The sequence below is a fragment of the Rhodococcus sp. IEGM 1305 genome, from assembly GCF_030058635.1.
Lineage (GTDB): Bacteria > Actinomycetota > Actinomycetes > Mycobacteriales > Mycobacteriaceae > Rhodococcus_F > Rhodococcus_F opacus_D.
Genome location: NZ_JASHKX010000003.1, coordinates 446,178 through 472,771 on the forward strand (window position 1 = coordinate 446,178; position 26,594 = coordinate 472,771).

General features: G+C 64.6%; 25 protein-coding genes and 1 pseudogene. 18 read left to right on the forward strand and 8 right to left on the reverse strand.

Translation table 11 applies throughout. The features are described from left to right. Window positions 1–91: 91 nt before the first annotated feature. The 4 genes and pseudogenes from QM693_RS08730 to QM693_RS08745 form a co-directional block, all read right to left on the reverse strand. Window positions 92–814, reverse strand: a complete 723-nt coding sequence (locus QM693_RS08730; RefSeq protein WP_283352017.1) for an SDR family NAD(P)-dependent oxidoreductase — start codon at window positions 812–814, stop codon at window positions 92–94. Window positions 815–980: 166 nt separating this feature from the next. Beyond that, window positions 981–1,291 (reverse strand): annotated as a pseudogene (locus QM693_RS08735) (phosphatidylserine/phosphatidylglycerophosphate/cardiolipin synthase family protein); the annotation flags it as partial. Window positions 1,292–2,417: 1,126 nt separating this feature from the next. Continuing rightward, the gene (locus tag QM693_RS08740) at window positions 2,418–3,023 is read right to left on the reverse strand and encodes a chymotrypsin family serine protease (protein ID WP_283352018.1); all 606 of its coding nucleotides are present in this window, start codon (window positions 3,021–3,023) and stop codon (window positions 2,418–2,420) included. Between the two features lie 238 nt (window positions 3,024–3,261). After that, on the reverse strand, window positions 3,262–3,576 hold the full coding sequence (locus QM693_RS08745; protein WP_283352019.1) for a hypothetical protein: 315 nt from the start codon (window positions 3,574–3,576) through the stop codon (window positions 3,262–3,264). Between the two features lie 1,486 nt (window positions 3,577–5,062). Between QM693_RS08745 and QM693_RS08750 the strand changes: the two genes are divergently transcribed. From QM693_RS08750 to QM693_RS08765, 4 genes are all read left to right on the forward strand, one after another. Beyond that, window positions 5,063–5,203 carry a hypothetical protein gene (locus QM693_RS08750; RefSeq protein ID WP_283352020.1) on the forward strand — a complete coding sequence of 47 codons (141 nt, stop codon included), beginning with the start codon at window positions 5,063–5,065 and terminating at the stop codon, window positions 5,201–5,203. 163 nt (window positions 5,204–5,366) lie between these two features. Continuing rightward, the gene (locus QM693_RS08755; protein ID WP_283352178.1) at window positions 5,367–5,639 is read left to right on the forward strand and encodes a hypothetical protein; all 273 of its coding nucleotides are present in this window, start codon (window positions 5,367–5,369) and stop codon (window positions 5,637–5,639) included. Window positions 5,640–6,442: 803 nt separating this feature from the next. Further along, window positions 6,443–6,631, forward strand: coding sequence for a hypothetical protein (locus QM693_RS08760; protein WP_283352021.1), 189 nt, complete (start codon window positions 6,443–6,445; stop codon window positions 6,629–6,631). 256 nt (window positions 6,632–6,887) lie between these two features. Continuing rightward, window positions 6,888–7,553: a ScbR family autoregulator-binding transcription factor gene (locus QM693_RS08765; RefSeq protein WP_283352022.1), complete on the forward strand. Its 666-nt coding sequence runs from the start codon at window positions 6,888–6,890 to the stop codon at window positions 7,551–7,553. Between the two features lie 962 nt (window positions 7,554–8,515). Here the strand turns inward: QM693_RS08765 and QM693_RS08770 are convergent. Then, window positions 8,516–9,277 (reverse strand): transposase, encoded by a 762-nt coding sequence (locus tag QM693_RS08770; RefSeq protein ID WP_477956871.1) that lies wholly within the window; start codon window positions 9,275–9,277, stop codon window positions 8,516–8,518. 279 nt (window positions 9,278–9,556) lie between these two features. Further along, on the reverse strand, window positions 9,557–10,189 hold the full coding sequence (locus QM693_RS08775) for an Rv1733c family protein (protein ID WP_283352023.1): 633 nt from the start codon (window positions 10,187–10,189) through the stop codon (window positions 9,557–9,559). A gap of 269 nt (window positions 10,190–10,458) precedes the next feature. Between QM693_RS08775 and QM693_RS08780 the strand changes: the two genes are divergently transcribed. Continuing rightward, on the forward strand, window positions 10,459–10,863 hold the full coding sequence (locus tag QM693_RS08780) for an amidohydrolase family protein (protein WP_283352024.1): 405 nt from the start codon (window positions 10,459–10,461) through the stop codon (window positions 10,861–10,863). Continuing rightward, entirely contained in the window at window positions 10,818–11,351 is a 534-nt protein-coding gene (locus tag QM693_RS37615; protein WP_349307494.1) for an amidohydrolase family protein, read from the forward strand. The genes QM693_RS08780 and QM693_RS37615 overlap by 46 nt, the downstream gene beginning before the upstream one ends. A gap of 738 nt (window positions 11,352–12,089) precedes the next feature. Here the strand turns inward: QM693_RS37615 and QM693_RS08790 are convergent. Beyond that, entirely contained in the window at window positions 12,090–12,824 is a 735-nt protein-coding gene (locus QM693_RS08790; protein ID WP_283352026.1) for a GntR family transcriptional regulator, read from the reverse strand. A gap of 314 nt (window positions 12,825–13,138) precedes the next feature. Between QM693_RS08790 and QM693_RS08795 the strand changes: the two genes are divergently transcribed. Continuing rightward, entirely contained in the window at window positions 13,139–13,705 is a 567-nt protein-coding gene (locus QM693_RS08795) for a TetR/AcrR family transcriptional regulator (protein WP_283352027.1), read from the forward strand. A gap of 392 nt (window positions 13,706–14,097) precedes the next feature. On the opposite strand, the gene QM693_RS08800 is transcribed toward QM693_RS08795, so the two are convergent. Beyond that, window positions 14,098–15,573, reverse strand: coding sequence for an MFS transporter (locus QM693_RS08800; RefSeq protein WP_283352028.1), 1,476 nt, complete (start codon window positions 15,571–15,573; stop codon window positions 14,098–14,100). Window positions 15,574–15,940: 367 nt separating this feature from the next. Between QM693_RS08800 and QM693_RS08805 the strand changes: the two genes are divergently transcribed. The 11 genes from QM693_RS08805 (at window position 15,941) to QM693_RS08855 (ending at window position 26,591) form a co-directional block, all read left to right on the forward strand. Next, entirely contained in the window at window positions 15,941–16,870 is a 930-nt protein-coding gene (locus QM693_RS08805; RefSeq protein ID WP_283352029.1) for an isocitrate lyase/PEP mutase family protein, read from the forward strand. Between the two features lie 102 nt (window positions 16,871–16,972). After that, window positions 16,973–18,262, forward strand: a complete 1,290-nt coding sequence (locus tag QM693_RS08810) for an aromatic ring-hydroxylating dioxygenase subunit alpha (RefSeq protein WP_164062508.1) — start codon at window positions 16,973–16,975, stop codon at window positions 18,260–18,262. Window positions 18,263–18,330: 68 nt separating this feature from the next. Continuing rightward, window positions 18,331–18,495, forward strand: a complete 165-nt coding sequence (locus QM693_RS08815) for a hypothetical protein (RefSeq protein WP_164062506.1) — start codon at window positions 18,331–18,333, stop codon at window positions 18,493–18,495. Between the two features lie 68 nt (window positions 18,496–18,563). Then, the gene (locus tag QM693_RS08820; RefSeq protein WP_283352030.1) at window positions 18,564–19,637 is read left to right on the forward strand and encodes an amidohydrolase family protein; all 1,074 of its coding nucleotides are present in this window, start codon (window positions 18,564–18,566) and stop codon (window positions 19,635–19,637) included. Further along, entirely contained in the window at window positions 19,634–20,800 is a 1,167-nt protein-coding gene (locus QM693_RS08825) for an acyl-CoA dehydrogenase family protein (RefSeq protein ID WP_164062504.1), read from the forward strand. The genes QM693_RS08820 and QM693_RS08825 overlap by 4 nt, the downstream gene beginning before the upstream one ends. A gap of 2 nt (window positions 20,801–20,802) precedes the next feature. Next, complete coding sequence (locus tag QM693_RS08830; RefSeq protein ID WP_164062502.1) at window positions 20,803–22,884, forward strand: acetate--CoA ligase family protein; 2,082 nt, start codon at window positions 20,803–20,805, stop codon at window positions 22,882–22,884. Continuing rightward, complete coding sequence (gene phtC, locus QM693_RS08835; protein ID WP_283352031.1) at window positions 22,877–23,644, forward strand: 3,4-dihydroxyphthalate decarboxylase; 768 nt, start codon at window positions 22,877–22,879, stop codon at window positions 23,642–23,644. The genes QM693_RS08830 and phtC overlap by 8 nt, the downstream gene beginning before the upstream one ends. Before the next feature lie 35 nt (window positions 23,645–23,679). Further along, window positions 23,680–24,651, forward strand: coding sequence for a DODA-type extradiol aromatic ring-opening family dioxygenase (locus tag QM693_RS08840; RefSeq protein ID WP_283352032.1), 972 nt, complete (start codon window positions 23,680–23,682; stop codon window positions 24,649–24,651). Then, the gene (locus QM693_RS08845) at window positions 24,633–25,307 is read left to right on the forward strand and encodes an RraA family protein (RefSeq protein WP_283352033.1); all 675 of its coding nucleotides are present in this window, start codon (window positions 24,633–24,635) and stop codon (window positions 25,305–25,307) included. Before QM693_RS08840 ends, QM693_RS08845 begins: the two co-directional genes overlap by 19 nt. After that, window positions 25,297–25,992, forward strand: coding sequence for an RraA family protein (locus QM693_RS08850; protein ID WP_283352034.1), 696 nt, complete (start codon window positions 25,297–25,299; stop codon window positions 25,990–25,992). The genes QM693_RS08845 and QM693_RS08850 overlap by 11 nt, the downstream gene beginning before the upstream one ends. After that, entirely contained in the window at window positions 25,989–26,591 is a 603-nt protein-coding gene (locus tag QM693_RS08855; RefSeq protein ID WP_164062495.1) for an RraA family protein, read from the forward strand. The genes QM693_RS08850 and QM693_RS08855 overlap by 4 nt, the downstream gene beginning before the upstream one ends. The last annotated feature ends 3 nt before the right edge of the window (window positions 26,592–26,594 follow it).

Genomic DNA, 26,594 nt, shown 5'->3' on the forward strand with positions numbered 1-26,594 from the left:
TGTTCCGGAGACCTGGCGCTGTCGGTACTCACGGTTCGGTTGCCACCGAACCCGGAAGGAGGAGGGCGTTCGTCCCGCCTCCAGGCCCGGGTCAGTCGACGACAGCGCCGCCGGTGAGGTTGATCTCGGCCGCGGTCATCGTCGTGGCCCAGTCGGACGCGGCGAAGACGGCCGCGTTCGCGACATCGGCGTGGCTCGGGCGCCGTGGCAGCAGCAGATGGGTGGCGTCCGGGACGGGCTCGTCCGGTTTCGGGGAGCCCGGCGACAGTAGCCAGGCGACACGGACACCCTGCGGCCCGAGCTCGGCGGCCAGCTGTCGGCACAGTCCGGCGAGTGCGGCCCACGCGACGTGGGAGCCACCGAGGTTCGGGATAGCCTCCCGTCCGCCGGCCATGACGAGGATGACGCCGGTGCCGCGTCCCACCATGTGGCGTGCAGCGGCCGTGGCCACGGTGAAGCTCGTCGTGACCGCCTTGGCGACTGGCTGCATGACGTCGCCGACCCGCATGTCGACGAGCGGCGTGCCTTGGATGTCGTCGTTGAAGGTGGCGTTGAAGCAGACGTCGATGCCGCCGCTCTGGTCCGCCACCGCCGCGGCATGCCGTTCAACCGCGTCCCGGTCCACCGCATCGAGAACCGTGACGTGCGCAATCCCGCCCTCGTCCCTGATGCGGTGGGCGACATCCTCGAGCGTGGCGCGCGTGCGTCCGGTGAGGTGCACCTCTGCGCCTTCCCGCGCGTACGCCCGCGCGACCGCGGAGCCGATGGCGCCACTGCCTCCGTGGACGATCGTGGTGCGGTTCTGCAGCAGCATCACTCCTCCGCCTTCCGTCTCTCGCGTACCAGGGTAGGACCGCGAGAGGAAGGCCCGCGCGAGTTTCCGGACTTCATCGGCACGAGCTCGAGTGGCGTCGAGCTGCAGCTCGGGCGTCGTTCTCGGGGCCCCGGACCATCAGCTGCGCGGCATCCCAGTCCTGCGGTGAGACGTTCTGTGCTGGTGCTCTGCTCGCTTGTTGGTGCCGGTCGGTGGCGATGACATCGGCGTGCAGGTTCGGTGACGACAGCACCCGTACTCCGGCGTCGACGTAGTACGCGAGCGCGGCCGGGGAGGTCAGGTGTGCGCGCACCGCGGCGCGAGAGGCGTCGACGATGAGGACGTCCCCGGCCCGAAGCGGCAGCAGGGTGGGTGCGTCCTGGCCGAGGTGCGCGATCGCGGCACAGCGGGGCCCGCGCGTGCGGACGGCGCGGGTATGTGCGGCCACGGACTCGGTCCGTGGAAGGTCGTCCCCATATCCGGAAACGGTAGCGGGTGCGAACACCCGGGTGGGTGGATCCGGGATCGGTGGCTGTATGTTCAACGCCAGGATTCAGGCTACCCAGCTGCGAGGATGGCACCTCCAGTACCCTCACGGGACCGATTTGCAGAGCCCTCTATCTGTGGGAATGGACGTCGTCACGGGCACCCCGCGGTTGAATCCGGCTTGCTCTGTTTAGTTGGGTTCCTATAAGCGCCAACCTATCTCGCATAGCTGTGACGGATACGGTGCCGCTGCCCGGCGCCACACGCGCGCGCCGTGGCCTGCCATGAGAAACGCCCATATCGTCAGTACCCACGAATCGGCGACGCTCGCGGCGTGCGCAAGTGCGGCGGCGGTGGGCAACATGGCGTGTGCATATGCTGAGTGCGCTCAATTCGCTCCAGTACCGCTGAGCATGTTCGGTTTAATGGCGCACGGTTACTCAGTCGCGGGCTGACCTGCGTGGTGATCCCGTCGCTATGAGCGCGGTCGTGCGTCCGCCAACCCCGGGCAATTGCCGATGAAGGCAGGCTGCCCGGTCTGGCCCGTCGGCACTATTGCAACCACCATCTTCGGTGGTCCCCGTACGCCTCCCAAGCTCTGGCCCAGGCCAGCGGATGGCCGCTCGTAGCCAGCGTCGTAGAACACCGGTGTCACACGCAGAGAAGCACTGGCCACCCTGCGCGAAGGAAAGTAACGGCTGGCCATGTGGGGTTTCGGCTGTCGACTGGTCATCGAGGTCAGGCGAACTACCGACGCGACAGCCGGAAACCGACACGGAAACGCGGATGTCGATTGCCATTCGACCTGAGGCACGAACGTACAGTCCGGACCTGCTGTGCAGACGGGACTGAACAGCGGCACGAACTCCTGCCAGTCGAGCTCGAGGGCGTGTGCATCTTCGACATCGTCGTTGTCGGGATGTCGGACGTATGATCGACGGACCGTCGGGGGCGCCCACGCGGAAGGATGCCCAATGGACAATTGGTGGTTGTACTACAGTCCGTTTCCCCACCCTGTCCGGGAGTGGCTGTGGCTGATTGTGCAGCAGATCTGGTAGCCCGCTGACGATCCTGGACGTCCACCTCCTGCTGTCCTCTTGGCAATTCTGCGTCCATATCAGTTGTTGGTGACGACGAATCCTTTCCCGACGGGGTTGGGTTGGGCGTTGATGCCGTCGAGGACGGCAGCGAACTTGATGTACTCGAACGCGAACAGCGCTGTGTCGAATCCGCGGACCATGCCCACGATCTCGGTGTTGTTCTGAAGTACGGGTCCACCGGAGTCGCCTCCGCCTGATTGGGCGTTGCTGTAGAAGCGTGTCGTGTTCTGTGAGGCGATCGACCCGCAATGGACGCCGGTACCGGCCCCGTCCTTGCAATGGGGACCCGCCGGGTTGGGGGAGCCGATTCCGTCGACTCGGGAACTGGGACCATTCGATGTGAGTACCGCGTCAGCGTTGAGGTAGATGACCACCCAGTCGACGCCGGTCCCGCCGCCGGGACTGCGGTACGCGATGTTGCCGATGTGTTCCCGTGGTCCGGTCGGCGCATAGCGGTAGACGGGTGCACCGTCGGGTGTGCCGTCGACACAGTGGGCGGCGGAGATGCCGATCTTGTTGCCGAGCAAGTCGGTACCGACGACGCCCATCGTGCAGAACTCGATGATGCCGGGCGGGTGCGGCACCGGGTTCAGGTCGTCGGTCCATGCGATGCCGTTGGACACGACACCGGTGGCTGATGCCGCCGGCGCGTTGACAAGGAATGCGCCGAGGGTGACTGCGAGACACGCAACATACCCGTAAAGCCTTCTCAATTGTGTTCTCTCTTCCTCGCGGCAACGAGGGGCTATCTGTAAGCCGCTCTTCTTGGCGGCCGAGTTGCGCTCGGCTCGATGTTTTTCTTCACGGCTGACTGTCGGGGTCCGCAAGCAGCGGGACTCTGGCTGCCGGTCGCTGTTGGCTTCACGCTCGGCCGTCGACAAGGCCGTCGGGGCACAGGCTGGTTCGGAAGAACGGCGCGGTCGGCGGCAGTCCACACGGATCGGTGGTGGGATTGGCGACGACCTGGAACCGCACCAACAGCGGATACAGCTCGCCCGCAATCACCCGGTCACAGAGGACGCGGACCTTGCTCCCGGGCACCCGGTGCGAGGGAGTCGTCGACCCGGGCGTATGCCCGACGGTCCGAGCGCGACGAGCGCGGCGATCGCGCCCGTGAAAGGGGGCGAAGTCGGTGACCGTCCGACTGGGCGACAGCTCGATGACGGTCCACGACATGATCGTGTCGTTCCCGACGCGGGATTCTTGCCCGGTTCGGTGCTGCGGCACAACGAGCACGTGGACGCGTCGGCGGCGAGCATGGTGTGGCACTGATCGCAGCAGCGGATGGTGAAGACGTCGCGTGCGACGAGAGGGGAGCGGGGGAGCTGATCGCGGTGGAGCTGATCGTGCATCGGGGGCCTCGACTTGTAGAGTTCGGGGGTTGTGCGACTCCCACACTCCTCGCGAGATGACCATCCGACGACGGCAGAACGGCCGATAGGCATACCTGTTTTCGTGCCCGGGGCGTCCATAGGGTCGAGATCCGCATGGCCTGGGTCGTGGGTTTGACCGGGTCCGGGCGTCCCGGATCAACGCGGGGCATGGTCGTCCACGTGCGACCCCTCGGGGTATTTGCACACTCGTCGGTGGGTCGCCGCGATCCTCGCGGCGAACCCGGATGTCGATGGCGTGCAACATCGGCCGAGAACACCCTCGCCTGGATGTTGGCCGATGACACAGCCGCACACACCACCCCGCCGTCACCGCCGCCAGAGTGCGAATCGGAAATCGTCTGCCCAATTCGGGTGAAGGGGCGCCGAGAATGCGTGCATGGAAACAGGCGAACGAGACTGGGGCGAGGGGCGACTCGCTCCGAGGGTGACACGTGAGCCGAGGGCCACCGCGTCAAAGGTGCGAACAGCGGCGGTGACACGGTTGATGTGTTGTGGCGCAGCCAAGCGCAGCCCCCGCCAACGATGTAGATCAGCTGGCAGGGGCGCTACACGGACAATCTGCACGTAGTAGCGCGCAGCGCACGATTGATCTTCGTGAGCCGGCACAGGGAAGTCCAGGGAATGTGATCCATGCCATTGCAGTATTTACGCATCTCCGGACTACCGACCAGTAAGTGTGATTTCGACACGGCTTGCTGCGGTGCGTGCACGATCCGGATGGAGTTTCCGAGGGCGATCTGCGTGATCCTGCGACAAGGTGCGCTACCGGACCTGTTGTGTTTTGCTTCGCCGCAGCAGTACCGGCGGGCTTCGATAGCGAGTGATTGAGTGGCAGTTCCGTTTCATTCCCGATTGTTCTGTGCTGCAGCGTGTCCAGTCGCATGAGCAGCTGTTCTGCGCAATCGAGTATCTGTAGCGAGCCGGTCACCTACAGTTGTCGCCGACGACCAACGGCCCAACCGGATCACTACCTGCGGGCTGGCAGGCAACCCCGCACGAATTGTGCTGGCGACGCGAAATGCTTGGGCGACGTAGCCCAGGCGCCAAGGTTGTGACGTAGAACACAGCTGAATTTGTAGGAGAAGCCTGGCGCTCAGGGATGTTCGGTTGCAACCCTGAGCTGAGACCCAAACCTCCAGACCCAAATACGGGTATGGGTGTAGGTAGTTCGGCCAATGTGCAGGTGTCGAAGTCGGTCCAAGGTAGCTGGTATGCCGCCGTTCGACGTGGCTGCCGAAAATTTATCTGCACGTGAGAGAAGAGTTGTCATGGCACGAACTACCGAGAACCTGGGCGCAAGTCTGCTGAATACGTTGCGGGTCGGTGTGGTTAGCACCGTTCTGTACGCCGGACTGATCATGGGCGTAGTTGTGGTGGCGGTGTGGAAGTTCCCGATGCCCGGCGTATAGGCCCGCACCGACCCATGGCCCTGCGCCGATGCCGGCCAGTGAAACACTCGGTGGCAGTTCGGCGATAGAGCTGACAGGGGCGTCGTTGTGCCCGTGGCTCCGCGTGGCCGCTGATCAACGCGCGAAACCCATGGGGGGCCCTGTTGCTGTGGAAGGGACGATAATGTTCGGGACCGGCGTAGGCCTCGTGGTTGCTCTGCTAGCGGTGACGCTTCTGGTGGTCCCCGTCTCGCTCGGTGTAGCGACGAGAGCCGACGCGAAGGTCCGCCGCCTCTCAACGTCCCGAGCGTCCGCTCCGAACATGAGGGGATCGGTCGCGGACGTGCATGAGCGGTGCGATCAATGGCGGCAGCTGGCGACACGGGCGTGGCTGCTCTGCGGCGGCGCCTCGCTGGTCGCAGTGGCGGTCGTGGGTGTGCTGATCTGTGTCGGGTGAGGTCGGCGGCCGCCGGGAGTGCGCGGGGTGGTTACTTCTCGGCTGTCGGTGCGCGGCGGCTGAACCTGCGACATCCAGCCCGCGCCTGCAATATTACCGGAGTCTGAAACTATCTCGGCCCCAGCGCCATACGCGCCAGAGACGCAGTTACGCCCAGGTGAGCCGAAGCGACCCGGTCGGAGTGTAGTCCGCTCCGGCCGGGACTCGCCGGGACATGCAACAGGTACCCGCCGCGTGAGCCCTGACCGCGCTCCCCATGCAGTGCGCGTCGGGAGGGGGCGCGCTCCAGTCGAGAAGCGCGGTTCCGCGTTGGTGTACCTGGGTGGTTGGCGTCGCTGATGTCTCCTCGGATGTGCTGCGTGTGAAATTATCGCCCGGATCGACGGAACTCGGCGGAACGGTGTGTGCACCAATCGCTGCTAGCCAGTACAGGTTCGGCTTGCGCCGTATTGGTTTGGCGACCTGCTCCTTCATGTTCCGGTGCGAGGAAAGGGTAGACCCGCCGCCCGCCCCGATCGCTGAAATGTGACCCAGGCCACACGCCTTTCTCGGTGGTCCAACTTCGGCCGGCGGCCGTCGGTCCAAGCACGCCCACGTCGGTATCGCGCATCCGAATGCGGGGTGGGCTGTGGCGGGACGGATTTCGGTGCTGACCGATCGTCTCGCCTAGTAGCGAGCCTCCCGAAGTCCGCTCGTCCGGGCGCAGAGAGATCGTCGGCATGTGGTGCACAGCGCCCGGTGGCGGGTGCGGGTGTTCGAGACTTCCCGGTCTGTTCCTCGTGTGGTGCGGTTGAATGGGTGACATGGCGTCGTCGTCGGGTGAGCAGCTGTGGCAGACGTTGTCGGATTCCGGGTTGGCAATGGTGTGTATCCGCGGGCCGGAGTGCCGACGAGCGGATCTGCTCCTGCCCGGGAATGAATCGGTGGGGGAGCTGACCTGGCTGGCCCGGGACACCGAGGAGATCGCCGACGAGTACCGCGACCACCGATAGCGACACACAGCCGAACCGCGACGGCGCTGGCGCGGACCGGCGGCGCCCACCGAAGAAGCGGCACGGTGGTCTGTTTTCGTGTGAGCGGGTATCGGTGCACATGCAGGTGGACGCGGGATTTTCCGGAGGTGAGGCGCACCGGTGCCGGTGGTAGCGTCGCGCAGGCTGCAGGGGTGCGATCGAAAGTCCCCGGGGCGACGTCGCTCCCAATCTTGACCAAGGGCTGCAGCGGCGAAGGGCACGGAAGGTGCGGTAGATGGTGCAACAGCAACGGGCGGCGGTGACTCGGGCCCAGATCGTCCGCGGGGCAGCGGAAATGTTCGACAAGTCCGGGTTCGAGGGTGCCAGTCTCGTCGAGATCCTCGAGGCGGCGGGCATGACGAAGGGGGCCTTGTACTTTCACTTCCGGTCCAAGGAGGATTTGGCCCGGCACATCATCGCCGAGCAGCACCGGATCTCCATCTCCGCGGTGCAGGCGATCGCCGCGCAGGAGGCGTCGGCGATCGACCAGATCGTGATGCTCTGCCACGAGATGGCCCGGCAGATCGTGCAGGACCCGATCGTGCGGGCCGGGATCCGCATCACCCTCGAGCTCAGCGCCGACGATCGTGGCCCCGCGGGCCCATACCTGGATTGGATCGCCGCCTGTCAAACGTTGGCGGCCCGTGCGGTCGCCGAGGGCGACCTTGTCGACACCATCGACCCGCCGACGTTCGCACGGTTCGTCATCGGCGCGTTCACCGGAGTCCAGACCGTGTCCCAGGTCCTGGCCCATCGCGTGGACCTCGAGCAGCGGGTCGACGAGATGTGGGGATTCCTACTGCCGGGGATCATGCCGACCACCCGGCGTCCCGGCATGATGCGGATCCGGGCGGCCCGCACCGACGTTCCCGTCACCGGATCGCCCGACCGTCAGGATTAGTCCGCTCAGGCTGCCAACACGACCTGTACATGCTCCCCGCAGACCGATAAGTTCACCATCCGGACGTCGCCGACGACCGCAAGGTCACGACGGCGGATGTGTACGGCCGGTGACCGGATCTGCTTCACGCGCACCGGTGCGGGTGTGTGAGCCTCGGTGTCGTCGGGGTCAGAATGGCCGGTGCCGGGCAGCGTCCGGGTGTCGTTCCCGCCAGGAGGCTGCTGCGCCGCGGCGATGGGGTGGAGTTGGTCTCGATGTGCGCGCCGCCGAGGCTGGCGTAGATCGGCCGTGTGTGGGGCCGCAGAACTGCGTGCTTGCGTACGTATCGCGGGATGTGCCATTGCTCCCACGTGTGTGCCGGGAACACTGCTGCGTCACCGACTCTGAGTGTGAGAGGAGGCTGATCTGCCGGAATCCGCCGTGGTATGGAACTCCACCATTTCGATCGTGTGTGCGGGTGCACCTCGTTCACCGGGTCAGCGGATCGGTGTATTCGAGCTCTGGTCCGAAGTGACTACGAGCCGGGGTGCCGGGTTCGCCCCTGACTGCGCTCTTCCGGTGGGTGCTGATGTCACTCGTTGCTGGTTGACCGCAATGTGCCGTTGCGGAATTGTTATCGGGCCGGTATAAATATTCACATCGTGTGCCGTGTGTCACGATTCTCTGAACAATCGAACTGGAGTTACAAATGGACCTCGCTTTCTTGGCCGACTTCTTCTCGAACGTCTCCACCCTTCTCGGCGCACTCGACTTCTTGTCGGGTTCTGCTGGGTCACTCAGCGGCTAGTAACGCTGCCAGAGGCTTGAATTGGCTCTTTGGCGAAGGAAATGGGTTCGTAGGTCGCCTGCGGGGCTCTTTTCGCTGTACCGGATCTTCCTCGTGTCTCCGCCGCGTCGCTTCCTCGCGGGAAATTCCATGAGTGTCATTCTTTCGCGTGGATGAGCCGACCATTCAAGATCATTTACGGTCTGGATCCCGACCTATCTCGATTCGGTAACTCGAAACTCGCGATCCGAATTATGTGTGTCGTCGAGTTGGAAAGACAAGGGCAGCCCTCAGTGAGAGGTGCATGTCGCCGCGTGGGTGCTCGCTCACGCCCCACACAGCGGCCCGCGCCCTCATGGCCGCTGAGGCACTCGCTGTCACGGTCGACGAGCTCCCCGAACTCGACCGCGCCTCGCAGGCAGCCAGTGCCTACGTCCGGGCGCCTACGCGATGCGCATCGGCACCCGCACCCAGGAATGCTCGTGTCGTCCGCGCGTGCCGTCGCCGGAGATTCGGCGGCACTGCTTCGGCGGGCCCGCGGCGATCGTCTCGTCCGCCCGGCCGCTGCGCCCGTCCGGGTGAACACGTCGTCGCCCCGGCCGTAGCCAGCATGTACGACGCACCTCGTTTCCTCGAGCCAGACCCGCAGGGAATTAATCTGCCTGTAGGCCTCGTCCGCGGTGAGCCACGCGAACCGCACCTCCGCGTCGAGCGCGCGTTCGATCATGCTCTGCGCTAACACGGTTTTGGTCGCGAGCTCGGCATCGTCACCGATGCCGACGGCGTGGAACCGGTCCCGATCGGCGGTCCACGATTCGGGAGATAGAGCTCCCGATCGAGTCCTGAATGCGGTGCTGGTGTGTCTGGTCGTGGGCGCCGCGGTGCTTGTGGTGTGGGCGTTCGCGTTTGCGACCGTACTCGCCCGAGCCGCCGCGCCCGCTGCCCGATAGCCGGTCATGGTCTACGGCCGACCGGCGACGTGCAGTGAACTCTTCGGGCAGCGCGGTGAATTCGGGTTTACAGTCCGCCTGCAACCGGTGGGGGGCAGGCCTCGCTCCGTTCGTCAATTCCGGGGTCCGGGGCCCGAACGCCGAGTGGATCGGTTCGTGGTATCGGCACAATTCTGATCGCCGGCCGCTCGTGGCAGGATGAGACCGTGAGCGCGCGGACTGCAGCCGACCTCGAGCGTGAACCGCCAAGGCATGCGGATACCTGGGCGAATCCCCGTCGCTTGAGGCTATCTCGGTGGTCTGTCGAACTGTTTCCACTCCTGTGCCCAGCGCTGCAGCCGGTTTCGGTGGAACAGTCTGTGGGCGAGTGCCGTCAAGAAGAGGACGGTGCCGGTGGTGAGTGCCCAGACTCCGCAGGCGGCGGTCACCGCGAGGACGGTGTTTTCCCGACTGTTGGGGATGGGGCCGGTGAGATTGCCGTCGGCGTCGGCGTCGACGCTGATGGTGATAGTCTGGCCGGCCTTCGCGGGGGTGTCGGTGGGCACGGCGGCGGTGCGTTCCCCGTGGGGTGTGGTCCAGCGGGCGCGGGCGGTGTTCTGCCGGCGGGACGACTCGTGTACTCGGGGATATCGGGGGCGAGGTAGGTGACCTCGAGCACGACCGCGGGGACGTGGTGGACGCCGGCGCGCAGCGTGTGGGTTTGCTGTTCGGGCCGGGGTATGGGTCGCGGTGCCGAACGCGGCGGCGACGGGAATCAGCAGCAGAACCACGGCCGCGGTGAGCAGAACCATGGTGGCTTCAATGCGGTCGCTGGGGCGCATCAGGTGGTTGCGACTCCACGGGCGCACCCGCAACCACCGGGTCGGTGCGGCCACCGGTAGCGGTGCCGGTTCCTCCGCACCCCGAACCGCAGGCGTCAACCACGACGCCGGCGGGCGAGTGGTGTTGCCCGGCTTCGTCGAACCACACCTCCATCTGGACAAGGCTTTTCTGGGAACACCCGCCTCCGGTGGGTCGCTACGCGAGGCGATCGCACACACTGCAGCGGCGAAGGCACTGTTCACCGATCAAGACGTGCGCACACGCGCCATGCGCGCTCTCGCTCGGGCCGTCGCCCACGGAACCACCTCGATACGCGCGGACACCGAGATCGACCCCGACATAGGTCTGCTGTCGGTCCGAGTAATCGATGGCTTGGCACGTCAACTCGCTGACGTCGTCGACGTTCAGGTGGCGTCATTCCCCGCAGGAGGGACTGTTCTGCCGTCCCGGCGCGATGCCCCTGCTGCGAGAGGCCCTCGAAATCACCGGAACCGTCGTCGGTGGATGCCCTTATGCCGAGGATTCGCTACGGGACGCCCAACGACACGTCGACGCGATTCTGGACCTCGCAGTCGAGTTCGAGATCCCGGCAGACCTGCACCTCGACCTGGCGAACGACGACTCCGACGCACGCTTCACGCTCGCCGAGTACGTCGCCCACCATACCGTGGCAAGGGGACTCGAAGGTCGCGTGGCCATCGGCCACGTCACCACCCTGGCGGCACTATCCCCTCGGCTCGAGGCCGAGTACTCGACGCTCTCGCCGCCGTGAGGATCACCGTTGTCGCCCTGCCGGCGACGGACCTCTACCTCATGGGTCGCGACGACGAGCGAAACGTCCGACGCGGCGTCGCTCCGATTCGCGAGTTGTGGTCGGCCGGTGTGCCGGCAGCGTTGTCGTCGAACAACATTCGGATCGAATTCACTCCCACAGGGAGAGCGGACCCGCGCGACATCGCCCTTCTCGCGGCCAGAATCTCGCACATTTTCTCGCCGGACCAGTTCGCGCGAATCGTTGACATGACGACCGCTGCGGCCGCCGCGGTCGTCCACCCGGGCGAGCCCCACGGCGTCACGGTTGGTGCTCGCGGCGATCTGGTCGTCCCCGACACGGACGATCCCACCACATTGCTATTCGATCAGCCGCCCAGAACTCTCGTACTGGCGGGCGGGCTCCCGGTCTACACCGAACGTCGCGAACGTGACTGGCACCGCCAGGCCCGACAACTCGAACTAGCGAAGTGGCAGTTCAGCCGGTGAAGAGTTCTGTGTCTCGAACTTTCTCACCGCGTGAACCTCTCACGTCTGCCACGGGCGTCTTCACATCAACGTCGGACCGTGACTGCGCTCCTTGCGTGCTGGTGCGACCGATCATCGAGTTCAGTGCAGGGGTAGAGCCGTCCAACGTCTCGCCATCGCCGCTGAATATCTGACACCGCAGAAGGGGGAACACTTCGGACCCTGGGTCGTCGAGATCCGCGCCGCACGGAGCACGAACTTGCTCCGGCGCGGGCATCGGCGCACTGGCCGACTGGTTCAGCGGGGGTCAGCTGCGGAAGCCCGCCGATACCAGGGCGCCGCTGGCCTCGGGCAGTCGCGGATCGACGGATGGACGGGCCGGGAAAATCACAGGCACGTAGGGCACTGCCGTACCCAGTCGAGCTCAGGAGAGCCCGTGGGAACTCCGGTCCGGACGCGCCGCCTGCGGGCACGGTTGCCGATCCGGGTCCGCTCAGGATGAACCCAACATGGCTTGCTGATTTCTGCAACGGTTGCGGGTGAGGTCCTCGACGGAGCGGTGGGCCACCTGTTTCGGTGCCCGCGTGCATTGCGGAGTGGGATCTGTCGAGACAGTAGGTGCCCACTCGGTCCTCTCGCGCCATTGTGGACCTGTACGGGACATGGTTCTGGACGCCGGTGTCAACGGACACGATGAAGCATGGGCGGGCGGTCAGAACACCGAGGGCGCTGTGGCTATCGAGACAATGAGGCACTAGGTCAGGCCACGGGGGGCGCTGCCACGCTTCCATTCGTGGCGGCTACCTCACGCAGTGCATCGGCAACACGCGCGAGATGACGGCGCATCGCCGCCTCGGCTCGCTCGGGATTACGTGCGCACACTTCGTCGATGATTTCGATGTGTTCGGGCAGCGATACGGCCATACGTCTTGGGTGCAGCGACAACTTGAACTGAAGGCGCACTGGCCGCCCGGTTAGTTGTCCAAGTATCTCACTAGCCGAACGCTGGGCGCTGATGTCCTGAATACGGCTGTGCAGCAGGTGGTTCAGTTTCGAGTATTCGAGAACGTCGCCGGTCGCAGCGGAGGACGTGAGCGCCCCGCGCAGTGCGGTCAATTCTTCGACCTCGGCATCGGTAATGTTCTTTGCTGCCTTCGCCGCGCATAGTCCCTCGACGACCATCCGCACCTCGGTGATCTCGACGGCCTCGTCAAGTGACACCGACCGAACCCGGGAACCGCGGTTCTGGATTCGCTCGATCAGTCCCTGGGCTGAGAGTTCCTGCAGTGCGGTCCGGACCGTGCTTCGGCTGGCATCGTATTGCGCACATAGGTCGGCCTCGACCAGTCGCTGGTTGGGAGCGAAGTCGCCATCAGCGATGGCCTGGCGAATTTGCGCGGTCACGATCGCCTGCTCGCGAATTGTCTTTGCCGGCATCAGGGTCATCTCCGATCGGATCGGCACAAGGTCGTCACCGATATGCGTAGTGGGCATCGCGGCTAGGTCCGCAGGTGTCGCGGGGTCTGCGAAGGCAGAGGGTGGCCGAATGGACCGTGACACATCATTGGCGGACGACCGACTGATCCGCGCCTCGTCAACGGCCCGGGCACGCGGAAGTGCCTTTGCCTAGGCCGTGGTCGGGCGGACAACTCGGGTTGGTGCATGGGTTTTCCTAGGACGATGCTGTACGGGCAAGCGCAGCCGGAAGGTTCCGCTGGAACGGGGTTTCGTTCTGTAGTCATTGTTGCAGGGGACGGCTCAAGACACGAGCAGTTCAAACTGACTAGTTAGTTGTTATGATGGGCGGTATGGCACGGGACGCAGAAGCAACGAAGAAACGAATTCTGGACGCGGCCACGACTGAGTTTTCGAAGTTCGGGATCGCGGGAGCACGTGTCGACAGGATTGCTGCCGTAGCGCAGGCTAACAAGTCGCTGATCTATGCGTACTACGGGAACAAGGACGGCCTCTTCGACTCGGTCTTCAGCAGTCAGGTGGTGGCGTTCACCGACTCTGTCCAGTTCGATGCCACGGACCTGGCAGGTTACGTCGGACGGGCTTTCGATCTTTATGAGGACAACCCGTCGACGCTGAGGCTGGCAACCTGGTATCAGCTCGAGCGGCCCGACGGGGAGCCGCTGCAGTCCATCGCGGCATCGAATCAGTCCAAGCTCGAAAAGATCGCTCAGGCACAGCAGGAAGGGCATTTGCCGACTCAGTACACGGCCCACGAGATTCTTACTATTGTTCGCGCACTTGCCATGTCCTGGCATATCCAGACACCCGAGCTCGGCGCGGTCGCACCCCGGGACAGAGCGCGCCGACGCCAGGTCGTCGTCAGCGCGGTCGAGAACCTCCTCTCGGCCTGCGAGTGAACATCTCGGACTGCGCGCGTTCCGGTGCCTGGAGCCGCCGGTGAGAATTCCGGGAGTGGTGTGGTGGTCACTCGCAGCCCAGGAGGGCGTCCTGCCGGACTGGGTCTGCCGGCTTCGGGATATCCGGAGTCACCGCTGTGGTGCTCAACGACGACGAGGGGTCGTGCCAGAGCCGAACTACGCCATCACGTTGTCCAAACGTGGTCCTAGATATTTTGGCTGTCTGTACTCGCGACGTCGTTGCGATGAAATTTCGTTGCCAGGAAGGTGGTGGCGGAAGTCTCGATATCGCCTTTGCCCTGCAACGACAGGATGTCGAAGGCCAAGCGTCGTGTCGGAACGGATGGATTGTTCGGTCCGACACGACGCCCGGAGCTAGAGGGAGTTGGGCGTCAGCCGACGGGGTCGACTGCGGGCTGGACCGGGCGCTCTCTGGCGGTGTTACGCGCGCTCAGGCTCTTGCCGCTCGATTCCACCGTTGTCCAGACCATGGTTGCCCCGAGAACGGCAACGATCGCGACCATCACAGCGACCCACTGTGCGCCACCGTCCGCGGCGGTGATCAGAGAGGTTGCGATGACCGGGGCGAGGCCGCCGAGGATGGCGCTTCCCTGGTACGAGATCGATACCGCCGTGTAGCGAGACTCGGTCGGGAACATCTCGGTAAGTAGAGCTGCAATCACGGCCTGCATACCGATGGCGACCACTGCGAACACGACGATGAAGGCGAGGAACAGTAGAGCCGTGTTCATGGAGTTGATGGCCCAGAAGAATGGGTAGGCGATCACCACGAGTGTGAGTGCAGCACTGATGTATACGGTGCGACGCCCGACCCGATCGGACAGCGAACCGTAGAGGGGCATGGTCACAGTGGATAGAGCCCATCCGACTGCGAGTGCGGTAAGCACGATGGAGCGGCTGTGGCCGGCGCCTACCGCATAGGAGACCGCGAAGCTGCCGAACAGCGAGGACGACATTGTCGAGGGCAAGCTGGCGAAGAGTCCGCGCAGCAGTGCGCCTCGGTTATCGAGGAGTGATCGGCTCAACTTCACGGATTCGCCTCGTTCGGCGTATGCCACGAACAGGGGACTTTCGGTCACCTTCAGTCGCATGTAAAGACCCACGATGAGGAGTCCGAAGCTCAGCAGGAATGGTACGCGCCAGCCCCACGAGAACAGCTGCTCATCCGGGAGCTGGGTTGTGAGCGCCATGACGAGGGTCGATGCCACACCTCCCGAAGCCATTCCGGCCTGGCCGATCGCTGTGTAGAGGCCGCGGCGACCGTCCGGCGCGTGCTCGGCAGTCATCAGAGCAGCACCGCCCCATTCTCCGCCGACCGAAAAGCCCTGCAGAATACGAAGAAGAACGAGAAGGATCGGTGCGATTGCTCCTACCTGGTCGTATGTCGGAAGAAATCCGATCAGGCCACTGCCGACCCCCATGATGGTCATAGTCATGAGAAGGGTGGACTTACGCCCATAGCGGTCGCCGAGGTACCCGAAGACGACGCCGCCAAGGGGCCGCGCAACATAGCCAGTGGCAAGGATGGCGAAGGATGCCATGGTCCCGAGGGCGGGACTGAGGTTCGAGAAGAACAGGGGGCCGAACACCAAGGCGGCAGCCGAGGCGAAAAGTGTGTGGTCGTAGTACTCGATCGTGTTGCCGAGGTAACTGGAGATGGTTACGCGACGCACTTCCTGTTGGGAGACAACGGTGTTGCCGTGTGCCTGGTCCAGGGGAAGATCGGATGGGTCTCCACTCATTGCTGAATTCCTCTGATGGTTGGTATGCCGTGTGTCTGAAGCAGGTGAGCAGACAGGCGGCCTCGTATCCCGGGGTGTGAGGTTGGTCCTATGATTACCCTCCATGTGACGTGCGTCAATACCTAATGTCGTACCCATTCCAATGGCGGAGTCTGGACCGACAAATGGCGGGTAGCGGGCAGCGATTCGCTCACAAATGGCGGCTGAACTGCGACGAGGTATCGAATAGAGTGGTCGGCATCACACGTTTGCGCCGCCGTGGAACCGCTGAGAAAGTGTGAAATATGTGGCACGTATCGAATAATCATTGAACCAAGGGTTTACCGTAGGGGCACCCGCATGGCTCCACCCCGAATCTTGCTTCTGATCCTGTTGGCGATTGCGAGCGCGACTGCGAGAAAACGAGTTACGGGTGCGATCAGCCGCTGAGCGACTTCGTTGTGCAAGCAGCACAGTGACGTAAAGGTCTTCGGTGGGTGAGCGGCCGGTGATAGCGGACATATCCCATCGATCTGATGCAGACAGGAAACGCGACCCGATGACTCGAATCGACAGAGCCAGCTTTCGACGCCGTCTCGAAGGCAAGGACCCGATTATCGTGCCGTACACGCCGGACGCGCTCACCGCGCGGTTGTGTACGCGCCTGGGCTTCGAGGCGGGCTATCTCGGCGGCGGGGGCCTGGGGTATTCGCTGGCGGTGTCCGAGGCGTTGCTGACCCTTACCGAGCTGGCCACCGCAGTGGCTGCGGTGCGGCGTCGGTCCGCCCTGCCGCTCATTGTGGACGGGGGAGTTGGATTCGGTGATGCCGTTCACCTGACCCGCACCGTGGCGGAACTGGAGCGGGCGGGAGCGCACGCGATCGAGATCGAAGACCAGGTCGCGCCGAAGCGGGTGAGTCATCACCGCCATATCGAGCACCTCATTCCGGCCGAGGAGATGGTCAAGAAGGTACGGTTCGCCGTGCAGGCGCGCGAGGATCCTGACCTGCTGATCATCGCGCGAACCGGGGCGATCCAGAATGAGGGTTTCGATAGCGCCATCGAACGCTGCAGGGTGTATCGCGATGCCGGCGCGGACGCTGTGATGTTGCTTCCGGAGGGGTCCGAACAGCGGGCCCTGATTCCGGAGAAGCTCGACTGTCCGGTCGCCACGTTGACGTCATTGGATCTGCACACCCCCGACGAGTGGGCGGACATGGGTTACGCCCTGGTGATCGACCCCGTCACCGGCCAAACCGCCGCCTGGGCGGCGGTCACAGAGGTGTATCAGCGGCACGCGGAGGGCCGGTCCAGTGGCCGAAATCCCGCGGACGCCTTCCGGATCTGGGAGGAGTTCCAGGATATTGCGGGGCTCGAGGAGTTGTATGCGATCGAGCGCGAAACCACGGAGCCGGGAACGTAAGTTCCGCCGAAATCTATTTGCTCTACCCTCTTGCTAGGAGGTTGGTCCTATGATTAGCCTAATTGATGAAACAACGTCCGTTTCGGAAAGTGCGAGGTCCTGATGCTTCAACCTGAACTCAACGAACGACTCAGCCGCGTCGGCAAGGGAACTCCCGCTGGAGAGCTCTACCGGCGGTATTGGCTGCCGGTCGCCGCCGCGACAGAGCTCGACGAGAACCCGGTCAAGCCGGTGCGCATCCTCGGTGAAGACCTGGTGCTCTTCCGTTCGGAGGCGGGAGAATTGGGTTTGGTCACACGGAAGTGTCCGCACCGGGGTGCGTCGTTGGCGTACGGTTTCCCGGACGGGCCAGGACTGCGATGTGCTTACCACGGGTGGCTCTTCGACGGCACGGGTAGTTGCCTCGAACAACCCAATCAGGAACCGGCCTCGCCGCGCCTGCGAGAGCGCGCCTCGATCACCGGCTATCCGGTGCGTGAGCTCGCCGGCCTGATTTTCGCCTACCTCGGTGAAGGGCCCACCCCGGCGCTGCCCCTGCTCGATCTGTTCACGCTCGAGGAAAACGACACGCAGTTTCGGGACATCGGATCGGCGATCATCCCCTGCAACTGGCTCCAGATCATGGAGAACTCGTTCGATCCCACCCACGTCGAGTGGTTGCACGGCAAGTACTTCAACTACACCCTCGAACGTGCCGGCGAGGAGCCGACCGAACTGGCCGGTCACCACATCAAGATCGGCTTCGATCTCGTCGACTACGGCATCATCAAGCGTCGTCTTCGTGAAGGCCAGACCGAGGAGTCCGAGGACTGGCGGACCGGACACCCGGTGTACTTCCCCCACATTCTCAAGGTGGGCGGATACGGACTGCAGTCGCTGCAAATTCGTGTTCCCGTCGACGACACGAACACCCTGCACTTCTGGTACTGCTGGTTCGACGTGGAGGAGAAGTTCTCCCATCTGGTCCAGCAGGTCCGACAGCTTCCTGACATCTACGACGTCAAGTTGCAGAACGACGACGGAACCTTCCGTATGGACACCATCGACTCGCAGGACGCGATGGTGTGGGTGACGCAAGGACCGATTGCGAGCCGCCACGACGAGAACCTCAGCTCCTCGGATCAGGGCATCGCTCTATTCCGGACCCTGCTCCGCAAACAGCTCGACTCGAACGAGGCGGGCGAACCAGTGATGAACGTGTACGACCCGGCCACCGAAGGCGATGTCATCGAGCTTCCCATGGAGCGTAAGGAACTCGGCTTCGGCGGCGCTTCCAAGGGCAACCCCGTCTCGGCGTTCCTGCGGACCCAGAGCCTGTACAGTCCTCGACTGACCGCGCTCTCGAAACTGATCGATGCCGAGGCGGAGCAAGCGAGCCGAGTCCCTTCATGAGAACCGATCTCATCGAGTTCGCCAGGAATTCCAATCCGAACCGCCAACCCTGCGAACACCCAGGGCACGTGAAAACCGGCAGTATCTGCGCGGTCTGCGGAGAGTGGCTCCCGACCGCAGTGTGCCGGGAACGCGATTGTGGGTGGATCGTGGCCATCGGTGAGGACACCATCATCGCGGCCGTCGAGCACTACCAACAGACCCGCCACCCGGTTCGGGTGTACACCGAATAGCCCCCGCCGGCAATCCCGCTACCTATTTCCTTCATCTCACAAACTCTTCAAACCAAGGAGCATTGTTCATGCCTCGCAAGGTAATTGACGTACACGGCCACATCGTGGCCCCGTCGGAGCTCTACAGCTTCCGTGAGTTCCTCATCGGCACCCGCGGTCACTACGGCCGCCGTCTCAAGGGCTTCTCCGAGGCGCGCGAGGGTATGAGCCACGGCCGGACCGGAGTCATCCCCCCGGAGGAGCTCGAGCACTTCGCCCGCGAGCACATCTCCTGGCTCGACCACGTAGGCACAGACGTGCAGCTGGTGTCGGCCCGCCCGTACAGCCTCATGCACTCGGAGAAGCCGGCTCGCATCGTCCACTGGTGGGCACAGACGGTCAACGACGCCATCGCCACCCAGTCCGCCTTCTTCCCGGATCGCCTGCAGGGAATGGCCAACCTCCCGCTGGCATGGGGCGCCCCGATCGAAGACTGCTTCGACGAACTCGACCGTTGCATGAACGACCTGGGCTTCGTTGGTGTGCTCCTCAACCCCGATCCGAGCGAAGGCCGTGCACCGCAGGAGGTTCCGGGCTTGGGTGACGAGTACTGGTACCCGCTGTACGAGAAGCTCGTCGAGTACGAGGCGCCACTCCTCGTGCACTCCGCCGGCTGTGTGTCGCTGCGTGAGAACCAGAGCCTGCACTTCATCTCCGAAGAGAGTGTGGCGGTGATGTCGCTCGTCCAGTCCGAGGCTTTCGAGCTGTTCCCTGACCTCAAGGTCGTCGTCCCCCACGGGGGCGGCGCGATTCCCTACCAGCTCGGACGCTTCCGCGGCACCTACTGGGAGGGCACCGGCCGCACCGGCACCTTCGACGAGGCAGTCCGCAACTGCTACTACGACACCTCGCTCTACACCGAGGAGGCGCTGGACCTGCTCGTCAAGGCCATCGGCGCCGACCGGATCGTCCTGGGCACCGAGCGTCCCGGCGACGGCTCGCACAAGAAGACCACCACCGAAGGCTGGGCCGACGACATCGCGGCCGTGCTGCGGGGGCTGCCCGGCGCCGAGGAGAAGGGCCTGGATCAGATGCTCGGCGACACCGCCCTCGAAATCTTCCCGCGCCTGCGTAAGAATCTGGAAGCGGCAGGAGCGCTGTGACCAGCATCCTCGAACCGTCCGTCGACACCGCCGAACGCGACTCACTGATTCAGTTGGTCCGTGATTTCGCGCGCAGCGAGGTCGCCCCTCGGGTCCAGGCGTACGACGAGGCGGAGTCGATTCCCCTCGACCTTCTCCAGCAGATGGCGAGCCTCGGCTTCTTCGGTGGGGTGGTCCCCGTCGAATGGGGCGGTATGGGTCTCGATCACCTGACCTTCTCGATGATCATCGAGGAGATCTCGCGGGTCGATCACTGCCTGGGTGTCTTCATGAGCATGCCGTCCGCCCTCGTCGGCGGCGGCCTGCTCGCCTTCGGCACCGACGAGCAGAAGGAGCAGTGGCTGCGCCCACTCGCCGAGGGCCAGATCTTCGGCGGCGCCGGCGTGACCGAACCGCGCTCGGGCAGTGACGTCGCCGGTACCGAGACGCGGTACAAGCGGACCGGGGACGGCTTCGTACTCAATGGTGCGAAGGCATGGATCACCAACCTCGACAAAGCCTCCTTCTTCGTGACCTTCGCGACCAACGATCCCTCACTGGGTAAGAAGGGGCTCTCGGCGTTCATCGTTCCCGCCGACACGCCGGGTGTCATCAAGAACCCGATGCGCAACAAACTCGGATTCCGGCCGCTGTGCAGCGGTGACCTGGTGCTCGACAATGTCCAACTCGGTCCCGACGCCCTCCTCGGCGAGGAAGGCGACGGCTTCACGGTCGCGATGACCGCCGTCGAGCGCGGCAGACTTGCCGTCGCCTCACGTGCGGTGGGACTCGCCCAGTCCTGCCTGGACGCATCGGTGCAATACGCGAAGGAACGCATCGTCTTCGGAAAGCCGATCAGCAGCTTTCAGATGACCCAGCAGAAGATCGCCAACATGGCGGTCTCGATCGAGGCGGCCCGGCTGCTGACGAACAAGTGCGCAACCGAGATGGAGACCGGAAGCCGCGCGCGGATCGAAGCCAGCATGGCGAAGATGTTTGCGAGCGACGCCGCACAGGCGGCGGCCACCGATGCGGTTCAGATCCACGGTGCCTACGGTGTCTCCGAGGAATATGGGGTCGCCCGGGCCTATCGCGATGCGAAGGTATTCCAAATCGTCGAGGGCACCAACGACATCCACCGTCTTCTCATCTCCCGTGATGCGATCAGCAGGGGAGGTCTGTGACCGTGACCGCAACAGTTCCCCGGACCGGTACGTGGGGTGAATCGAGTACACGCGACCTTCTCGCACCGCTCGAATTGCCCTTCGTCACCAGCGTGCGGGTCACCCACAGCGACGAAGCGATCGAGACGGCTCTGCGTCTCGGCGGGACAGTCGTGCTCAAAGCTGTGTCCGACGAGGTGGTCCACAAGACGGACGCCGGGCTGGTGGAACTGAAACTATCCACCTCGGACGAGGTTCGTGCGGCGTACGAGCGTCTGGACCAGAAGATCTCGGCGCTCGGTCTCGCCGACGCCGGCATCGTGGTCCAGGAGATGGCGCCGGAGGGCACCGATCTGTTCGTCGGATGGAACCGGGACGCCACCTTCGGCCCAATTCTCATCGTCGGGCTCGGCGGAGTCACGGTCGAGTTGTTCCGAGACGTGGCCCGTCACCCGGCGCCGGTCACGGCCGAGCAAGCAGCAACGATGTTGGACTCCCTGGTGTCCTCGCGACTACTTCAGGGGTTTCGCGGGGCGCCGGAGGTCGACACCGCACAATTCTGCGGAATCGTCGCGCGAGTGAGCAGGCTCGCGGTCGAGGCTCCGGAGATCGCGGAACTGGATCTTAACCCGGTTCGAATCCTTCCGGACGGCCGGTGCCTGGTCCTCGACGCCAGCGCAGTCGTCTTGCCTGTGCAGGACTCCACCACTCCCGCCGCCCCCGGACCAGACCTGACCACGCTGTTCCGGCCCCGATCGATCGCCGTGGTCGGTGCCTCTCGGGCACCGGATCGTCCGGGAGGGAAAGTGATTCGGGCACTGCGGCGCAACGGTTTCCGCGGACCGCTGTACCCAGTCAACCCGGCCGGCGGAGAGATCGACGGGCTCCCTGTGGTGCGGGGTATCGACGAACTCGTCAATACCCCGGAGCTGGTGTGCATCGCGCTCCCGGCCTCAGCCAGCATCGCCGCGGTCCGCGAGTGCGTCGCACGAGGCGTTCGCGCCGTGATGGTGTTCGCCTCCGGATTCGGGGAAGTGGGGGCGGAAGGTGCCGCCCTCGACGCCGAACTGCGTGACGCCGTCGAAGGCTCCGAGACGCTCCTGTGCGGCCCGAACACCATCGGGATCGTCAGTGCGCACCACAAGATGGCGGCGACGTTCTCGCAAGCAATCGACAGGTTCCCCGACACCCCGTCGGGGGTCTGCCTCGTCGCCCAGAGCGGCGCCGTCGCCGGCAGCCTCGTCTCACGCGAGATCTCCGACGGCTACAGCATCGGCGACTGGGTCACCGTAGGCAACCAAACCGATCTCGATGTGGCGGACTACATCAGCTACCTCGCAGGTCTCGACACCACGCGATCCATCGCGGTCTTCCTCGAGGGGGTCTCCGACGGTGCCGCCTTCCGCCGGGCACTGCACACCGCACGAGATGCCGGCATCCCAGTCACCGTCTTCAAGACCGGCGTCACCGCTGCCGGCCAACGCGCAGTCGCCTCACACTCCGGTGCTTTGGCCGGCAGTCAAGACGCCTACCGAGCCGTATTGGAGGAGGCGGGCGCCATCCAGGTCGAGGAAATGAGCCAGCTCCTCGAAGTCGCCTCCACTCTCGCGGACTACCCGACTCCACGGGGCCGGCGGGCCGCGGTCATCACGACATCCGGAGGCGCGGGCAGCGCCACCGCGGATCTGCTGACATTGAACGATCTGGACACAGCAGAATTCACCGACGGCACCGCCCAAGCCCTCGCTGGTCTTCTGCCCAAGTTCGCCAGCGTCGCCAATCCTCTCGACATCACCGCCGAGGGAGCCTTCACACCCGGCCTGTTCACCGAGGTCATCGACGTCGTCGCCGTCGATCCGCACGTGGACGCGGTCTGCATCGTCCTCACTAGCATCACCGGCAACGACGCCGTACGGGTCGCCAACGAAATCGCAGCGGCGAGGTCACGTTCGGATGTACCGATCCTCGTGACCTGGCTCGTTGCCCGCCCACTGGCGGAGGCGGGGATGACCACTCTGGCGTCGTCCGGAATCCGGGTCTTCATCGAGCCCGCCCGGATGGCCGCCGCGCTCCGCCACCTGACGAAAGGAACCTCACGTGTCTGACTCCGCCGATATCCGAGCCCTGCGGGAATCCGTTGCGCTGTCCTGCCGGATCCTCGCGGCGACTGGCTGCGTGCGGGAGATCACCGGGCACGTAAGCATGCGTGTCCCCGACAGCGACATGTTCCTCGTCCGGTGCCGCCCACCACACGATCCCGGCGTCCAGTTCACCATCGCCGATGACATCCACATCGTCGATCTGGAATCGACGAACGCTGACCTCCCGGGCGGCTATGCGTTGCCAGGCGAGTGGCCCATCCACACCGAGATCTACCGCAAACGGCCCGATGTGGGTGCGGTCGTCCACGGCCACCCACGGTCGTCCCTGCTCGTCGGAATACTGGGATTGCCGCTGACTCCGACCATCGGGGCTTACGATCCCGGCGCAATGGAACTTGCGGTTCGCGGCGTGCCGATCTACGAACGGGCAGTCTTGATCGACCGCCCGGAGCGTGGCGGGGAGTTGGCCGCCGCGATGGACGACAAGGACGTGTGTCTTCTGCGAGGCCATGGCGTGGTCTCGGTCGGAGCGACCCTGCAGGAAGCCACAGTGCGGGCGATCAAGCTCGAAACCCTTGCCGACCTGACGCTCTCGACCTACGCGATACCCGGCGCCGAACCGGCCGTGCTGACCCAAGCCGACGCCGAAGACGTTTCCGGCTTCGTCAACAGCCGTAAAGCCGCTCTGACCTACGCGGAGTGGACATGGGATTACTACCGTCACTCGCTCGGATCCGCCGCCGACGTGAGTGTCCGGCTGTAAGCCGGACAAATCAACCAGATTAGAAGGGATTACACATGGCGTACATTGTCGGCGGCGCGGGAGTGTCACACAGCCCGCAGCTGTCAATCGAACCCGGCGGGTGGCGCGCACACGGTGACCTCGAGCAGCCGCATCTGAAGGAACTCAATCTTCCGTCGTCACCACGCACACCCGAAGAACTCGCGCGGGAGATCGAGTTTCGACAGATGGAGGCCCGCCACCAGGCATGCCAGGAAGCGCTCGAGCGCACGCGCGATGAACTGCTCGAGATGAAACCCGATGTCCTCCTGGTCGTTGGTGACGATCAGCGCGAGCTCTTCCTCGACGACATCATGCCGGCGGTCGCGATCTTCCGTGGCGAGTCCCTCGACGATCGTCCCCCGGGAATGGAGGTCTATCCGAAAACCATGGAATCGGCGTATGAGTACTACCACGCCGGTGAGGAAGAGACCTACCGCACCGTTCCCGAATTGGGCCAGCATCTCGTCGAGCACCTCGTCGAAAACGGATTCGACATCGCCCAGTTCAGCGAGCAGCCCACCGGCCGCAGCCTCGGACACGCATTCACCTTCATCTACCGCCGGCTCTTCGAGGGATTGCCCCGCCTGCCGCTGGCCCCGATCATGCTCAACACCTACTATCCCCCGAACCAGCCCACACCGCGGCGGTGCGTCGAACTCGGGCAGGGACTCCGCGCCGCCATCGAAAGCTGGGACTCCGACCTGCGCGTCGCTCTCATTGCATCCGGTGGACTCACGCACCCCATCATCGACGAGGGCCTCGACCGGGGTCTTCTCAGCGCCCTCGAACGCCACGACCACGAGGCACTGGCGCAGATCCCGGTCGCAGGCCTGACCGAGGGAAGCTCTGAGATCCGTAACTGGATCGTCGTCGGTGCAGCGCTCGAGGACGCCACCGCCAAGGTCGTCGACTACATCCCCGCCTACCGGTCCACAGTTGGATCCGGCTGCGGCATGGGATTTTTGACGTGGACGAGATCGCTGTGAACAGCTACCGTGATCGCCTACTCGACCTCGACGCATGCGTAGTGTCCGATGCCCTCGACACGCTCGGGCTGACCGGTGGGGTCGCAGGGTTACGCCCGGTCTGGGAGGGCAGCCGCACGGCGGGCCGAGTCGTCACGATGCGCACGGTCCCCGCCGACGGACGAACGAGTAGTCGGCATCTAGGTACCGCGGCGATCGAGCGGGCCGACGCCGGCGATGTCATCGTCGTTCAGCAAGAGCACGGAGGCACACCCACCGCCGGCTCGTGGGGCGGGCTGCTCGCCCAAGCCGCCGTCATCAAAGGCGTCGGCGGGGTCATCGTCGACGGCGCCTGCCGCGACGTAGACGAGATCCGCGAACTGAGACTGCCGGTGTCCGCGCTCACCACCGTGCCGTTCACCGCGCGTGGACGCTTCGTCGAGGACAGCGTCGGTGACCCGGTACAGATCCACGGCGTCACCGTCACCGACGGCGACTACGTCATCGCCGACGGCAGCGGCGTCACCTTTGTCGCCGCGTCGGACATCGACAGGGTCCTCACGACGGCCGAACGGCTGGTGGCAAAGGAACGCCTCATGACCGAGGACCTGAGGCAAGGCCTGTTGCCATCACAGGTCATGGGACGCAACTACGAGGAGATGCTCAATGCCGGCTGACGAAACAACCACTTCGACCCTGCCCGACGTCACACTGCTCACCCGGGTCGGTGCAATGAGCACCTCGACCCTGTCGGATGCGTTGGACAAGCTCGGCCTGCCGGGTGCCGTCCCAGGCATCCAGCCGTTCGACCCGAGCTTCCGGCTCTGCGGGCCGGCGTTCACCGGACAGTACGAACCGGTCGACGAGAATGGTGGCACTGTCGGCGACTTCATCGATGACGTCGCCCCCGGCGAGGTCGTCGTGCTCAACAACGAAGGCCGGCTCGACTGCACCGTCTGGGGAGACATCATGACCTACGTCGCCTCCTCCCGCGGAATCGCCGGAACGGTCATCGACGGTGTCTGCCGCGACGTCGCACCGAGCCTGGAACTGAAGTACCCGGTCTTCACCAGAGGCCGGAACATGCAGACCGGCAAGGACAGGGTGCGGCTGTCGGCAACCGGGGTACCGGTCGCCCTCGGAAACGTCATCGTGCACCCCGGTGACCTCGTCGTCGCGGACGCCGACGGTGTGGTCGTGTTGGCGACGGCCGAGGTCGAACGCGTCCTCACCGTCGCCGAGGCCATCGAGAATGCCGAAGAACGCATCCGCCTTGCAGTCGCTGGCGGAGCGCGCCTCGACCACGCCCGCGCGCAGGCGGGCTATCACCACCTGCAAACCGCCAACGAGGAAACGCGATGACCACTCTGTCTCCGGCCCTGCGGGAACTCGGTGCCGCCTCACTCCACGAGTCCGGCGCCACCCCGCTGCCCCCGCGGATCCGACCGCTCGATCCGGCATGGCGGATCTGCGGCCGCGCCTTCACTGTCGACCTCACACCGGGGCACAACATCTGGCTCCACCGCGCACTCTATGCCGCCCAGCCGGGAGACGTACTCGTCGCCGCTGCCGACACCGACATCGAGTACGGCTACTGGGGCGACATCCTGGCCCATGCCGCGGCTGAACGTGGAATTGCCGGCTTGGTGATCGACGGTTCGGTCCGAGACTCGATCGACCTCAAATCCATCGGGTTCCCGGTGTTCGCACGGGGACTGTGCGTGCGAGGAACCGGCAAAGATGCCACGTCGGGGGGCTTCGACGTCTCGATCCAGCTCGGCTCGACGACAGTGCATCCGGGCGACATCATCGTCGGTGACGCCGACGGTGTGGTTGCCATCGATGCCGGCCAGGTCAAAGCCGTCGTCGAGCGGGCACTGCAGCGGGAACGGTCCGAGGAGCAGATCCGTACCCGGATCACGGCGGGCGAGACCACACTCGACATCTACGGGCTGAGCTGACCG